This window comes from Oryzihumus leptocrescens, from assembly GCF_006716205.1.
GTDB lineage: Bacteria > Actinomycetota > Actinomycetes > Actinomycetales > Dermatophilaceae > Oryzihumus > Oryzihumus leptocrescens.
Genome location: NZ_VFOQ01000001.1, coordinates 216,163 through 230,071, shown reverse-complemented (window position 1 = coordinate 230,071; position 13,909 = coordinate 216,163). Strand labels below are relative to the sequence as shown.

The window sequence follows — 13,909 nt, the reverse complement described above, 5'->3', positions numbered from 1 at the left end:
CTGCTCGCGACGACGACTCGCCTACCTCAGCGGATCGGGTCCGGAGTGGGATCGGGCACCGGCTCGTCGGCGGTGATGAGCGAGGGCGGACCGACCGCGATGCCGTCCTCCGGCTCGGGGCTGGAGGCGCGGGCGTCGGCCAGGACGTCGGCGGGGACGTGCTGCTCCAGGAACCGCCGGGCCAGCCGGGTCGAGGGGTGCACCGCGACCGTGGCGACCACGATGATGCCGGCGATCAGCAGCCAGCCCGCGGCACCCCAGTTCATCGCGAGGAACGTGTAGACCGCCGGCGCCCACACCTTGCCGAGGGTGCCGCTCAGGCCGGCCGCCCCCTGGTAGGAGCCGCGCTGCCGCGGGTCCATCAGCTCGGCCTCGAACGTCCAGCTGGCGGCCGAGAGGTAGAGCTCGGCCCCGGTAACGGTGACGTGCCCCAGCCAGACCAGGGCGATCGTGACCCACCCCACCGTGTCGTGGGTGGCCAGGGTGATCAGGCACGAGATGACGAAGAAGGTCGACGACACCCGGATCGCCCGCAGCGCGGTCGACTCGTTGTGGACGCCGCGTGCCGCCGCCATCGGCAGGAAGATGCACATCACCGTGTTGGTGCCGAACAGGAAGGCCAGCAGCACCCTTGGGGCGTCGGTCTGCTCGACCAGCCACAGCGGGATCACGACGTTGAGCAGCACCTGGTTGGTCCAGAACACCCCGACGAAGAAGGTCGTGAGGAGCCAGCCGGGGTTGCGCAGCGGCCCCGGGCCGGGCACCTTCACCTTGCGCTCCTCCGGGGTGCGGTCGTCGTGCGAGGCCCGCGGCAGTCGCGTGACCGCGGCGGCGTTCACGAGGAACACCACGGCGGTGAACCACGGCAGCGCGTGCAGCACGTCGTTGGAGTGGAAGGCCAGCGCGATGCCACCCATGAGCGAGCCGAGGGTGAACCCGACGTTGAGCGCGGAGTACATGTACGCGCGCGACTTCACCCGCTCGTCGGGCGGCAGGACGTCGATCGTGTATGCGCCGTGCGCGGCACCCCCGAGGGCACCGATGACCTCCATGCCGACGGCCATGGCGACGTAGCCCTTGAAGTCGGTGATGAACGGCCACAGCGCGAACATCGCTGCCTGCCCGGCCGCACTGACGGCCCACATCTTCTTCGGCCCGAAGCGGTCGACGAGCTTGCCCATCGGCAGCGCCGCCAGGAACGCAGCGATCCCGGCGAAGGTCAGGCCGAGCCCGACCTGGGCGGCGGACAGCCCGACGATCTGCGTGAAGAACACCGCCGAGCCAGTCATGAAGGTGCCCTCGCCCAGGGCGAAGAGCAGTGACTGGACGGAGAGCCGTCCGGCCAGAGGCGACGGGGGGCGCGCTTGGCGGAGGACGGCGTCGAGAGTCACCCGAAGATTCTCCGGGTCCAGCTGGCTGGTGTCGCGCCAATTTACGGCGTTCTGACGATTGTGGGGTGACCTCCCCGGCGCCGGCACGGCATGATCCTGGGCAGACGGATCCGAGTGCGCGGGGGTGCCGGCATGGACGACGAGAGGCTGGACTCCGCCTACACGACCCGGCCGCTCACTGCTGACACGTGGGGCGACTTCGCCAGGCTGGTGGAGGCCAACAACGGGGTCTGGGGCGGCTGCTGGTGCATGGGCTTCCACCCCGAGGGGGTCGGCAAGGGCAGCAGCGCCTCCCAGAACCGCGACGCCAAGCGCGCACACGTCCGCAAGGGCACGGTCCACCAGGTCCTGGTGTACGACGGCGACGAGTGTGTGGGGTGGTGCCAGTTCGGCCCCCCGGCGGAGCTTCCCACGATCAAGAACCCCACGGCATACGACGCCGGGCTCACCGAGCTGCCGGACTGGCGGATCGGCTGCATCTTCACCGGCAAGGGGCACCGCGGCAGCGGGGTCGCGCGGGCTGCGGTGGCCGCCGCCCTGGCGGCGATCGAGGAGGCCGGCGGCGGGCTCGTCGAGGCATACCCCGAACAGGTCGAGGGTCGGGAACCGCAGCGCGGCGCGTATTTCCACACCGGCCCGGAGAACCTGTTCGAGGCGTTCGGGTTCGAGCGCGACCGACGCATCGCCAAGTGGCGCTGGGTGATGCGTCGGCGCGTCCAGCCACAGGCGACGACGGAGGCTCGGCCAACACCCAGCCCCTGACGTGGCCGGCGTCAGGAGCTCGTGAGGATGACCAGCTGTTGGGTCGCGCGGGTCATCGCCACGTAGCGGTCGACCGCCGCCTCGATGCCGGTGCCGAACTGCTGCGGGTCGACGAGGACGACCAGGTCGAACTCGAGCCCCTTGACCAGCTCCGGGCTCAGCGACCGGACACGGGGCGTCGCCGCGAACGTGGGGTCACCGATGACGCAGGCGACACCCTCGGCGTGCGCGGCGAGCCAGGCCTGCAGGATCCGGTCCCGCTCCGTGGTGGTTCCGTGCACGACCGGGATGCCGCTCTCGCGGATGGAGGTCGGCACGTTGGCGTCCGGGAGCGCGGCCCGGATGACCGGCTCGGCCTCGGCCATGACCTCTTCCGGCGTCCGGTAGTTGATGGTCAGGGACGCCAGGGTGGTGTGGTCGAGCCCGATCCGTTCGAGGCGTTCCTGCCACGACTCCGTGAACCCGTGCCGGGCCTGGGCCCGGTCCCCGACGATGGTGAAGCTGCGCGACGGGCAGCGCATCAGCAGCATCTGCCACTCGGCGTCGGTCAGCTCCTGGGCCTCGTCCACGACCACGTGCGCGAACGGCCCGGCGAGCAGGTCGGGGTCGGCGCCGGGCACGGCGTCCTCGTCGACGAGGTTCCGCCGCAGGTCCGGGTGGCGCAGCATCGACATGACGTGCATCTCCGAGTCGTCCGTGGCGATGAGGTGGTCGATGACCCTGCTCATCTCCTCGTGCTCGGCGGCGCGGGCGGCCTCGCGGAGTCGCCTTTGCCGCGACGCCTCAGGGTCGCCCAGCCGCAGCCGGGCCGCGTCGAGCAGCGGCAGGTCCGACACCGTCCACGCGTGGGCGTCGGAGCGCTGGAGCAGGCGGACCTCATCGCGAGAGAGCCAGGGAGCGCACCGGCGCAGGTAGGCGGGCACTGACCACAGGTCGCCGACGAGGTCGGTCGCCTCCAGCATCGGCCAGGCGCGGTTCAGGGCGGTGCGCAGCTCGCGGTTCTGCTCCAGCGACCGGCGGACCTGCTCGGGCGAGGCCTCCTCGACGTCGTGCTTGTCCGCGAGGATCGTGAGCAGCTCCTCCCAGATCTGCTCGCGCGCCTCGTTGTGCGGGGTGCCGGGCTCGGGCGCGTCGAACGCCTCGGCCCAGTCGTCGGCACTCAGCCAGACATCGCCCCAGGGGGTCTCGACCTCCATCCCCTGGGTCGGTGGCTCCTCGTAGAGCCGGACAGCCGGCTCGATCGCCATGACCATGTCGGCGGTCGCCTTGAGCCGCGCGACCTCCGGGTCGGTCTCGAGCGGCGCCGCGGCTCCCTCCGGGACGAGGTCACGCAGGGTGCAGGTCTGCACGCCCTCCTCGCCCAGGCTGGGCAGCACGTCGGAGACGTAGGCGAGGTAGGGCTCGTGCGGACCGACGAACAGCACGCCGCCGCGGCGGTGACCCAGGCGCGGGTCGGAGTACAGCAGGTATGCCGTCCGGTGCAGGGCGACGACGGTCTTGCCCGTGCCCGGACCGCCGTCGACGACGAGCGCGCCGCGGGACCCGGCGCGGATGATGGCGTCCTGGTCGGCGGCGATGGTGCCGAGCACATCGCGCATCCGGGCCGACCGGTGGCTGCCCAGGCTGGCGATGAAGGCGGAGTCGTCATCGAGGGCGGCGTGCTGCGGCGGCCCGTCCGGGGTGAACACCTCGTCCCAGTAGTCGCTGACGTGCCCGCGGGTCCAGCGGTACCGGCGGCGGCTCGCCAGGCCCATCGGGTTCGCGTGGGTCGCGCCGAAGAACGGCTCGGCCGCGGGAGAGCGCCAGTCGATCAGCAGCCGCCGTCCCGCGCTGTCCTTCAGGCCCAGCCGCCCGACGTACACGGGCCCGGAGTCGTCGGTGCCGACCATGCGTCCCAGGCACAGGTCCAGCCCGAAGCGACGCAGGGTGCGCAGGCGGGCGGTCAGCCGGTGGACCTCCATGTCCCGCTCCATCGCGTGCTGACCCGAGCCGCCGGGCGCGCTGCGTGCCGCGTCGAGCCGGTCGGACAGCTCGGCGATCGTGCCCTCGAGGCTCTGCGCGATGGCCGCGAAGTGCTCCTCGTCCCCGGCGACCAGCGCCGGGTCGGCCTTGTGGGTCAGGCGTTCAGGCAGGTCGAAGGCGCTGGTGCGCACAGGGTTCACGTGATCAGCTCCGATCAAAGCAGCAGAGTCGCGGCCACCGTCACCCCGTCGGTGCGATTCGCGCAGAGGCATGGCGCCACCCCCAGGTCCGTTGGTTCTGGCCTCGGCCGGCGATTGTGAAGCACGACCGGGGCCTTGCCGCAAGGGCCCCGGTGCGTTATACGTTGGTAGTGGAGAGGGCGAGCCCTCTCCCTTTTCATGTCGCGACAGGGGCGGCCCGCCACGACCAGGCGACCCGGGTCCGAGTGTCGAGCCGAGGCGGTGGACGGGACACCCCACCGCGGTGACCATGGCGATGAAGGACCCCGTTCCAGCCCCGATCGAAGGGGTGGCCATGGCGACGCTGCGCTTTGGTGCCTACCAGTACCAGCACCTGCCCCTGGACCAGCTCACCGCACGCTGGCGCGAGGCCGAGCGACTCGGCTTCGACGTGCTGTGGAACTGCGACACCCTGGTCGAGCCCGACCGGCCCCGGCACCTGATGTTCGACGGGCCGGCGACGTTGACGCTCATGGCCGAGCGGACGCGAACGATCCGCATCGGCACGCTCGTGACCAGCCTCTACTTCCGCCATCCCGCGACCTTCGCCAAGTCCGCGACGACGATCGACCACCTCAGCTCGGGCCGGCTCGAGGTCGCCCTCGGCGTGGGGGACCCCTCCGCCGGTCCTGCTGCCCTCGGCATCCACTGGACGACGGCCGAGCAGGTCTCCCGGTTCGCCGAGTTCGTGCGGCTCATCGACCAGCTGCTCACCCATGAGGTCAGCGACTTCGACGGGACCTACTACACCTGCACCGGCGCGGAGACCATCCCGCTGCCGCTGCAGCGGCCCCGCCCACCCCTGACCATCGCCGCCCACGGGCCGCGGATGCTGGCGATCGCTGCCCGGCACGCCGACTCGTGGAGCTCCTGGGGAGGCTACGACGTCACCACCGAGGCCGACTTCTTCCGGGTCACCGCCGAGCGCTGCCGACGGTTCGACGACCTGTGCGTCGCTGCTGACCGGGACCCGGCCACCATCCGCCACTCCGTCGTCTGCTTCCCGCCGCTGACGCCGTGGGAGTCGACCGCCTACTTCGTGGACATGGTCGGCCGGATGCGCGAGGTCGGGGTCGACGAGTTCGTCCTCTACTGGCCCCGGAACTGGCGACCGGAGGCCCTCCACGAACAGCAGGTCTTCGAGCAGGTCACCGCCGAGACGATCCCCGCGCTCCGTGCGGGCTGACCTCGACGGCCAGAAAGACCCACGAGGACACGGCCGGTCACTAGGGTCCTGTGCCATGCAACTGACGGTTCTCGGCGGCTGCGGTGCGTGGCCCACGGCAGCTCAGGCCTGCAGTGGATACGTCTTCGAGCAGGACGGGTTCCGCCTGCTCATCGACCCCGGGTACGCCACGCTGCCACGCCTGCTCGACCACCGGTCGGTCGACGAGATCGACGCCGTGCTGGTCAGCCACGGGCACCCCGACCACTGCGCCGACCTCAACCCGTTGCTGCGGGCCAGGGCGCTGAGCGACGACCCGCCGCCTGCCCTGCCCGTGTTTGCCCCCCACGGGGCACTGGACGCCGTCCTCGCACTCGACCGGCCGGGCATGCTCGCCGATGCGTACCGGCTGCACGAGTTCCAGCCCGGCGACACGTTCGACGTCGGCCCCTTCTCCACCTCCACCTGGCTCCTGCCGCACTTCGTGCCCAACGCCGGCATCCGGCTCGGCACACCGGAGGCCGTGGTCGCGTACACCGGCGACACCGGGCCGAGCCGGGACGTCCCCCGCCTGGCCGCAGGCGTCGACCTGCTGCTGTCCGAAGCCACCTACGTCCACGAGGTGCCGACCGAGGACGCCCCCTACCTGCTGACAGCCCGCCTGACCGGCCAGTACGCCGAGCAGGCGGGCGTCGCCCGGCTCATGCTCACCCACCTCTGGCCGGGGACCGACCCGAGCGCCGCCCAGGAGGCTGCAGCCGAAGCCTTCGCGGGCCCCATCAGCATCGCCTCCCCCGGCGTGGTCGCAGACCTCGGGTGAGGATCGCGCCGGCCGCAGCTCAGCGAATCCCCCGGCGCCCCAACGCAAAGGCGGGTATGCCGCGTGGCTGAGCACGCGGCATACCCGTCCTGGGCCTGGTGACAGTGACTGGCGTCAGGGAGCGGGATACGCCTTCGGGAGGCGCATGCCGCGCTCGGCCATGATCTGCCGGACGTGGTTCGGGTAGTTGGTGATGATGCCGTCGACGCCCATGTCCATCAGCGCCTTGATGGTGGCGTTGTCGTCGCACGTCCAGGGGATGACCTTGAGCCCGCGCGCGTGGGCCTCGCTGATCATCTGCTTGTCCGGGTAGAACCGGAAGCCGGGGTCGCCGATCTTGCCGTTCTGGGGGAAGCCGTAGTTCGGCGACAGTGCGGTCAGGCCCGGCACCGCGGCCTCGGCGGCCTTGACGAAGTCGCCGCCGTAGGTATCTGCGTCGACCCCGCCGAGCCAGGGCGACTTCCCCGGCTTGCCGACCTCGAGGAAGTCGTAGTTCGTCAGCGCCACCAGCGGCCACTTGGGCGCGAGGGTGTGCATGAGCTTGAGCGCGCCCCAGTCGAAGGACTCGATGGTGACCTGGCGCTCGATGCCGGAGTTGTGGATCTCCTCGTAGACCCGTCGGACGAACTGCCCACGCGGGGCGGTCTGCTCCGGCGAGCCGGCCTCCACCTTGGTCTCGATGTTCAGCTTGACCTGGTTGGCGTGGTAGGCCTTGACGAGGTTGAGGACGTCCTTGAGCTCGGCCATGCGCCAGCCCTTGACCTGCTCCTGCTCGGGGAAGCCGGGCAGCTGCTGGTAGCCGCAGTCCATCGTCTTGATCTCGGCCAGGGTCAGGTCCTTGATGTACTTGCCCACGTAGGGGTACATCGGGTCGCCGGGGAACGCCGGACCCGTGTCCTGGCACTTCTGCGAGCTGATCTGGCGGTCGTGGTTGACGACGACCTTGTTGTCCCTGGTGATGTGGGTGTCCAGCTCCAGCGTGCTGACCCCCAGGCGCAGCGCCTTGGCGAAGCCGGGGATCGACTCCTCGGTGGTCATGCCGATGCCACCGCGGTGGGCCTGCAGGTCGAACTGGGTCCTCTGCGGTTGGACCCCAGGACCGCTGGTCTCGGGAGTGGCCTGGGCAACGGCCGAGGCGGACAGGCACAGGCCGGCCACGCTGACGGCGGTCGCAACAACTCGTAGGACTCTCATGCCCCGGACGCTAGGAGCCGCACTCAACGACCTCGCGGACACCGGGTGAACGCGGGACGGCCTGCGGGTGCCGACCGCCCCCGTGCCACATCACACCGACGAGCGCCGGCGTTGCCTCCAGATGGTTCCGGCCGTCGAGAACACGCCATACGCGGCGGCTCCACTGAGGCCTCTCGCCCAGTCGGAGCTCCCCGCTGCCGCCGCTACCCCCGCGGAGACCCCCACCACCACCACGGCGAAGAGGTTCCCCACGACCTCTGGCGACCCCTTGAACCACGCTCCCCTGTCCATGCTCCGCAGTGTGCAGCACGGCGCAGCCCGAGAGGGTCAAGACAAGTGAAGACGGTGCGCCGGCCGCAGGGCCCGGGAGGGTCGCGGTCCCGGACGCTCACCGTGGGCCGGCGCTCGTGGGCGTGTAGCAACGCGACACCCAGAGATCCCTGACAGCCTCGACCTGCTCAGCCGGTGACATGGACGTCACCTCGAGGCTCACGTCGACCCTCGGCGGGTCGGCCACTTGCACCTCATGCAGCGCCTCGAACTCCTCGGACGTGATGTGCATCGGGCGCAGTGAAGCGCGGCGCCTTGCCTCCTCTCGCGAGAGGGTCAGGTGGACGAGCACGACATCGGGAAGCAGCCTGCGATAGAGCCTCGCTGTCTCCGGGGTGAGGACGTCGGCGACGATGGCGGCGAACCCGTGCTTGGTGAAGGACTTCGCCAGCGCACAGGCGTTACGCACGCCCAGCGCCTGCTGGCGGAGCCCCTCCTCTCCCTCCCAGGGAGCTGCCCCGCCGGTCTTCACCAGCTGCCGGATGTCATCGACGTCGATGAACGCACATCTCGGCGTGCTGTCCGACAAGGCCAAAGCGGTCGCGCTCTTCCCTGCCGCCGGGCCGCCGGTGAGTACCAGCACCGGCTTCGCTGCATTGTCCTCGCGCATGCCTCACTCTGGCACGAGCTACCCGCACGCTTGGCGGGGTCGGCTAGCGAACGGCGTCCAGCTGCCGCTTGGTCAGCACCGACAGCACCTGCACGCCGACCTCCGACAGGGGGTGGGGCTCGCCGTCGAACCGGTCGATGGCGCAGACCACCGTGTCGACCTGCGCGTCCCTGCGCCGCAGCTCCTCGGCTGCCGCCCGGGCGGCGCCGCCGGTGCTGATCACGTCCTCCACCAGCACCACCCGCCGGCCTGCGACCTCGGCGCCCTCGATGAGCCGGCACGTGCCGTAGGTCTTGGCCTGCTTGCGCACCAGGCCCAGGGGCAGCCCGGTCAGCGAGCTCAGCACCGTGGCAATCGGCACCCCACCGAGCTCCAGCCCACCCAGGACCTGCGTCTCGGAGGGCAGCAGCGTGACCATCGCCTCGGCCACCCGACGCAGCAGCAGCGGGTCCGCCTCGAACCGGTACTTGTCGAAGTACTCCTGCGAGACGGCCCCGGAGCGCAGGGTGAACTCCCCGGTCAACCGGCACCGGGCGTCGACCTCGCGGGCCAGGTCCGTCAGCGCGTCAGTGAGCATGCAGCGATGCTGCCACGCCGAAGCCCGCCTCGCCCTGAGCGGACCCGCGGTTCCCCCTTCGGGCCGCCGTGGCCGGCGATGTTCACCCGGTCGTCAGGCGTCAGTGGGCCTCGATCACCGCGGCGAGCAGGAAGTAGGGCACGACCACGGCGACGGCCAGCGCGAGGGCGACCAGCCCCACCGACCGTTCGGCGCGCGAGCGCACCGACCACAGCGCGACCACCGATGCCAGGAACATCACGAAGAAGCCCAGGCGGATCACGCTGTTGACGGCATTGCCGGCGGTCAGGGTGGTGGTCTGGACGGACGACGGCACGATCGTCAGGGCCAGGCCGAGCCCGAAGGTCCCGAGCGCCGACCAGCCCCAGGGGGTGCACGGCAGGAACGTGAACGTCCGGCCGCGCCCCCACACCCAGCCCATCACCGCGACCACCAGGGCCAGGCCGAGCGAGACGAAGCCGAGGTAGTAGAACAGCCCGCGCAGCTCGTCGCTGGCCAGGAAGAACACCGGCACCACGAGCGCCGCACCCACCACGGCCAGCCCACCCGAGATCCGGCGCCACGGCGCGCGCCGCCGGGGTGGGTTCCCGTGCCCCGCAGCCAGGTTCGGCGGTGATGCGTCCATGGCGGCCTCCATCCGGTCGGTGCGGCAGCCCCAAGCCTCGCGGGGGCGCCGGTGCTGCCGTCAGGGGCAACGGTCCCGACCGGACCTCCGGGGTATGCCGTGTGGCCGGCTCACGCGGTCAGGCCGAAGGCACGGGCTGCGGGGGCGGCGGGCCGACGTAGCGCGAGGAGGGCCGGATGATCTTGCTGTCCAGGGCCTGCTCGAGCACGTTGGCGCTCCAGCCGATGACCCGCGCGACGGCGAAGGTCGGCGTGAACATCGCCCGCGGCAGGCCGCACAGCTCCATCACCACACCGGCGTAGAACTCGACGTTGGTGTGCAGCTCGCGGCCGGGCTTGAGCTCGGCCAGGACGGACAGCACCCCGTGCTCGACCTCCTCGGCGAACGCGACGAGGCGCTCGGCCTCCGGCCGGCCGGTCGCCAGCCCGCGGGCGACGCCCTTGAGCATCCGCGAGCGCGGGTCCTCGGTGCGGTAGATCGGGTGACCGAAGCCCATGATCCGGTCGCCGGACTCCACCGCGGCCCGCACCCACGGGTCGATCCGGTCGGCCGACCCGATGGCGTCCAGCGTGTCCAGGGCGCGGCTCGGCGCCCCGCCGTGCAGCGGCCCGGACAGCGCACCGAGCGCCCCGACCACGCACGCGGCGACGTCGGCCCCGGTCGAGGCGATGACCCGCGCTGTGAACGTCGAGGCGTTGAAGCCGTGGTCGACGGTGAGCACGAGGTACTGCTCCACCGCCCGCGCCGCGGCCGGCTCCGGCTGCTGCCCGGTGATCATCCACAGGTAGTTCGCCGCGTGCCCCAGGTCGTCGCGCGGGGGCACCGGGTCCAGGCCGGCGGCGAGCCGGTGCAGCGCCGCGAGGATCGTGGGCACGGGCGCGGCGAGCGCCACGGCGTCGGCGCGGCGCTCGGCGGGGGTGAGGTCGTACACCGGGCGCATCCCCCGGGCCGCCCCGAGCCAGGACACGGCGGTGCGCAGCCCGGTCATCGGGTCCCCGCTGGCGGCGACCAGGGGCAGCGCGTCCCACAGGTCCTGCGGCAGGTGACGCGCCGCCGCGACCTCGGCCGCGAACCGGGCCCGCTCGTGCGCGTCGGGCAGCCGGCCCTCGAGCTGGAGGTGCCAGACGTCCTCGAGCGAGCGGCGCTCGGCCAGCTCGACGGCCGAGTACTGCCGGTAGTGGTAGAACCCCTGGCGCCCGCGCACCGTGCCCAGGGCGGTGTCGGTCACCACCACGCCCTTGAGCCCCCGGGGGACCTCGACCAGCTCGTCCTGCAGCGCGGTCATCACGCTCTCCTGCCTCGTCCGCCGCCGGCCCCACTGCCGGCGGTCAGCAGCACTCTGCGCCTGTCGATCAATGGTCGTCAACGTTGATACAGTCAATGTATGCCGACCCCGGACCCCCGCGACCAGCTCACCTCCCGCCAGGTGGCCGACCGGCTCGGCGTGCGGCTGGAGACCGTCTACGCCTACGCCAGCCGCGGCCTGCTGACGAGCACCCGCGCCCCCAGCGGCCGCGGCAGCGTCTTCGACCGGGCCGAGGTCGACGCCCTGCGGGACCGGGGCCGCCGGGACCGGCCGGCCGGCACCCCGTCCTGGCGCGGGCCCGTCGTCGACACCGACACCACGCTCATCGAGGGCGGGCACCTCTGGTTCCGCGGGGTCGACGCCGTCGACCTGGCCGGGAGCCTGCGGTTCGAGCACGCCGCGTCGTGGCTGTGGACCGGCGAGGTCGACCCCGGCCTCTTCCAGGCACCGGACATCCCGCTGCGGGCGGCCACCCGCGCGGTCCGGTCACTGCCTGACACCGCGGACCTCGTGGGCCGGCTGCGGGTCGCCGTGGCCGCGGCGGGTGCGGTCGACCCCCGCCGCTACGACACCCGTGGGCCTGCCGCGATCGGCACCGCCGGCGGGCTGGTGACGCTGATGGTCGACTCGCTGCCCCGGCTCGGCGAGGCCCCGGAGCCGGACGCTCCCCTGGCCCGCCGGCTCTGGGCCGCGCTGTCCCCCATGCCGCCCACCACGCAGCTGCTCCGCTGCCTCGACGCCGCCCTGGTCCTGCTGATGGACCACGGCCTCGCCGTCTCGACCGTCGCCGCCCGGACCGCGGCCTCGGTGCGGGCCCACCCCTACGCCGTCGTGGCCACCGGGCTGTCCGCGATGGAGGGGCCGCTGCACGGCGCGGCGAGCACGCTGGCCCACAGCACCCTGCGCGACGTGCTCGAGACCGGCGCCGCGGCCGTGGTCGCCGACCACCTGCGCACCGACCGGCCCGTGCCCGGCTTCGGCCACCAGCTCTACCCCGACGGCGACCCGCGCGCGAGCGCCCTGCTGGCCCTGCTGGCCTCCGAGCGCAGCGCGAAGGCGGTCACCGCCGCGGTGCGCGACCTCACCGCCGAGGTGGGCGACCAGCCCAACGTCGACCTCGCCCTCGCCGCCCTCGCGGTGACCGCCGACATGCCCCGCACGGCCGGAGAGGTCGTCTTCGCCATCGCCCGCTCCGTCGGCTGGGTGGCCCACGCCCTGGAGGAGTACGACGAGACGCCGCTGCGGTTCCGGGGGCATGGTCGCTACCGCGGCCCGCAGCCCCCGCAGCCGGTGCCCACCGCCTGAGCACCGCCGCGCGAAAACCGGACGAGCCGGGATCGTTGCGCCGGTAAACTGAGCCCACCGCCAACCCCTCCGACCGTGGTCGGACCATGGCGTCCTCCCGCTCCCCGCCCCACTTCCCCCCGGGACCTCGCCATGCCTGTTGCCCTGCGCCGCCGTACGCCCGCGGTCGCCGAGACCACCCCCGGCCGGGAGATCGCCCGCATCGCGGTGCCGGTGAGCCTGGAGTTCGTGCTCAACCTGGTCCTCAACTTCGTCAACCAGGTGGTCGTGGGCACCCTGGGCGCGACTGCCATCGCCGCGGTCGGCTTCGCCAACAGCCTGGTGTTCATCCTCGTGCTCACCCTCGGCGCCCTGGGGGCGTCGGTGAGCATCCTGGTCGCCCGGGCGCACGGCGCGGACCGCCGCCACGACATGAACACCACGGTGTCCACCGCCCTGGTCGTCGCCGCCGTCCTGGCGGCGCTGTGCTCCCTCGGCCCGCTCCTGCTCTCCCACGACCTGCTCCGCGCGACCGGCGCGTCGGCGACCGTGGCCCACGCCGGTGCCGGCTACTTCCAGCTCATGGGCCTGGCCCTGGCCCCGGCCGTCCTGAGCATGCTGCTCAGCGGCGTCCTGCGCTCCACCGGCCACGCCCGCGCGCCGATGCTGGCCACCTCCGGCACCGTCGTGCTCAACGCTGCGATCGGCTACGCGCTGGTCACCGGCGCCGGACCGCTGCCGCAGCTCGGCGTCGCCGGGGCCGGGGTGGCGACGCTGGTCACCAACCTGCTCAAGCTCGTCATCCTCACCGCCCAGGTGTATGCCGTGCACCGGGTCGTGCGCTGGGAGCCCCCGACCTTCCGTGGTGGGTGGCAGCCGGTGCTGCGACCCCTGCTCGTCCTCGCCCTGCCGCTGGGGGTGACCGAGCTGTTCTGGACCGGCGGGACCTTCCTCTACAACGTCGTCTTCCAGAAGCTCGGCGACCGGGCCCTGGCCGCGGCGCAGATCGCCGCCACGCTCGAGGGCGTCTTCATCGTCGGCAGCCTGGGCCTCATGAGCGCCACGACCGCCCTGGTCGGCCGCTCCGTCGGGCAGGGCGACGCCGACGCCGCTCTCGCCTGGGTGCGCCGGATCAAGGCGGCGGGCATCCGCACCGGCATCGGCTTCGGGCTGCTCTTCGCGTGCTGCGCGTTCCTGCTGCAGCCGCTCTATGGCCACGCCGGCCCGCAGGTCCGCGCCGCCGCCGCGGTCGGCATCCTCATCAACGCCGCGTTCCAGGTGGTCAAGGTCCGCAACATGATCATCGGCGCCGGCGTGCTGCCCAGCGGTGACGACGCCCGGGGCGTGATCCTCGGGGACGCCGGCGGCGCGTTCCTCGTCGGGCTGCCGCTCGCGGTGCTGCTCGGCCTGCACTCCCCGCTGGGGATCGCCGGCGTCTTCCTCGCCCGGGTCGTGGAGGAGGTCGCCAAGCTCATCATCTTCACGTGGCGCGAGCGCCGCCTCGACTGGTCCGGTCTGGCCGCCGGGGCCCCCGCGCCGGTCCCGCCGGCCGCGCCGGTGGCGGACGCCGACGTGGTCGCCGCCCAGGAGGTCAGCGAGGTGGCCGAGCTGGCCTCTCGCTGACCGGCCGGCCCGCCGACGGCG

General features: G+C 72.4%; 12 protein-coding genes. 5 read left to right on the top strand and 7 right to left on the bottom strand.

What is annotated here, in order from left to right; genetic code table 11:
* Window positions 1-26: 26 nt before the first annotated feature.
* Window positions 27-1,391 carry an MFS transporter gene (locus tag FB474_RS01170; RefSeq protein WP_141786983.1) on the bottom strand — a complete coding sequence of 455 codons (1,365 nt, stop codon included), beginning with the start codon at window positions 1,389-1,391 and terminating at the stop codon, window positions 27-29.
* 132 nt (window positions 1,392-1,523) lie between these two features.
* On the opposite strand from FB474_RS01170, the gene FB474_RS01165 reads away from it, so the two are divergent.
* Window positions 1,524-2,153, top strand: coding sequence for a GNAT family N-acetyltransferase (locus tag FB474_RS01165; RefSeq protein ID WP_141786982.1), 630 nt, complete (start codon window positions 1,524-1,526; stop codon window positions 2,151-2,153).
* Between the two features lie 11 nt (window positions 2,154-2,164).
* On the opposite strand, the gene helR is transcribed toward FB474_RS01165, so the two are convergent.
* Window positions 2,165-4,315 (bottom strand): RNA polymerase recycling motor ATPase HelR, encoded by a 2,151-nt coding sequence (gene helR, locus FB474_RS01160; RefSeq protein ID WP_141786981.1) that lies wholly within the window; start codon window positions 4,313-4,315, stop codon window positions 2,165-2,167.
* A 334-nt stretch (window positions 4,316-4,649) separates the two neighbouring features.
* On the opposite strand from helR, the gene FB474_RS01155 reads away from it, so the two are divergent.
* On the top strand, window positions 4,650-5,540 hold the full coding sequence (locus tag FB474_RS01155; protein ID WP_185745984.1) for an LLM class flavin-dependent oxidoreductase: 891 nt from the start codon (window positions 4,650-4,652) through the stop codon (window positions 5,538-5,540).
* 55 nt (window positions 5,541-5,595) lie between these two features.
* Window positions 5,596-6,339 (top strand): MBL fold metallo-hydrolase, encoded by a 744-nt coding sequence (locus FB474_RS01150; protein WP_141786979.1) that lies wholly within the window; start codon window positions 5,596-5,598, stop codon window positions 6,337-6,339.
* Between the two features lie 114 nt (window positions 6,340-6,453).
* Here the strand turns inward: FB474_RS01150 and FB474_RS01145 are convergent, their stop codons facing one another.
* From FB474_RS01145 to FB474_RS01125, 5 genes are all read right to left on the bottom strand, one after another.
* The gene (locus FB474_RS01145) at window positions 6,454-7,533 is read right to left on the bottom strand and encodes a glycerophosphodiester phosphodiesterase family protein (protein ID WP_141786978.1); all 1,080 of its coding nucleotides are present in this window, start codon (window positions 7,531-7,533) and stop codon (window positions 6,454-6,456) included.
* A 388-nt stretch (window positions 7,534-7,921) separates the two neighbouring features.
* Complete coding sequence (locus FB474_RS01140; RefSeq protein ID WP_141786977.1) at window positions 7,922-8,473, bottom strand: phosphotransferase-like protein; 552 nt, start codon at window positions 8,471-8,473, stop codon at window positions 7,922-7,924.
* A gap of 43 nt (window positions 8,474-8,516) precedes the next feature.
* Entirely contained in the window at window positions 8,517-9,050 is a 534-nt protein-coding gene (pyrE, locus tag FB474_RS01135; protein WP_141786976.1) for an orotate phosphoribosyltransferase, read from the bottom strand.
* 100 nt (window positions 9,051-9,150) lie between these two features.
* Complete coding sequence (locus tag FB474_RS01130) at window positions 9,151-9,675, bottom strand: hypothetical protein (protein ID WP_141786975.1); 525 nt, start codon at window positions 9,673-9,675, stop codon at window positions 9,151-9,153.
* A 118-nt stretch (window positions 9,676-9,793) separates the two neighbouring features.
* Complete coding sequence (locus FB474_RS01125) at window positions 9,794-10,960, bottom strand: citrate/2-methylcitrate synthase (protein WP_141786974.1); 1,167 nt, start codon at window positions 10,958-10,960, stop codon at window positions 9,794-9,796.
* 99 nt (window positions 10,961-11,059) lie between these two features.
* Between FB474_RS01125 and FB474_RS01120 the strand changes: the two genes are divergently transcribed.
* Together FB474_RS01120 and FB474_RS01115 are read left to right on the top strand one after the other, a co-directional pair.
* The gene (locus FB474_RS01120; protein ID WP_141786973.1) at window positions 11,060-12,286 is read left to right on the top strand and encodes a citrate synthase; all 1,227 of its coding nucleotides are present in this window, start codon (window positions 11,060-11,062) and stop codon (window positions 12,284-12,286) included.
* A 132-nt stretch (window positions 12,287-12,418) separates the two neighbouring features.
* Window positions 12,419-13,888 (top strand): MATE family efflux transporter, encoded by a 1,470-nt coding sequence (locus FB474_RS01115; RefSeq protein ID WP_141786972.1) that lies wholly within the window; start codon window positions 12,419-12,421, stop codon window positions 13,886-13,888.
* The last annotated feature ends 21 nt before the right edge of the window (window positions 13,889-13,909 follow it).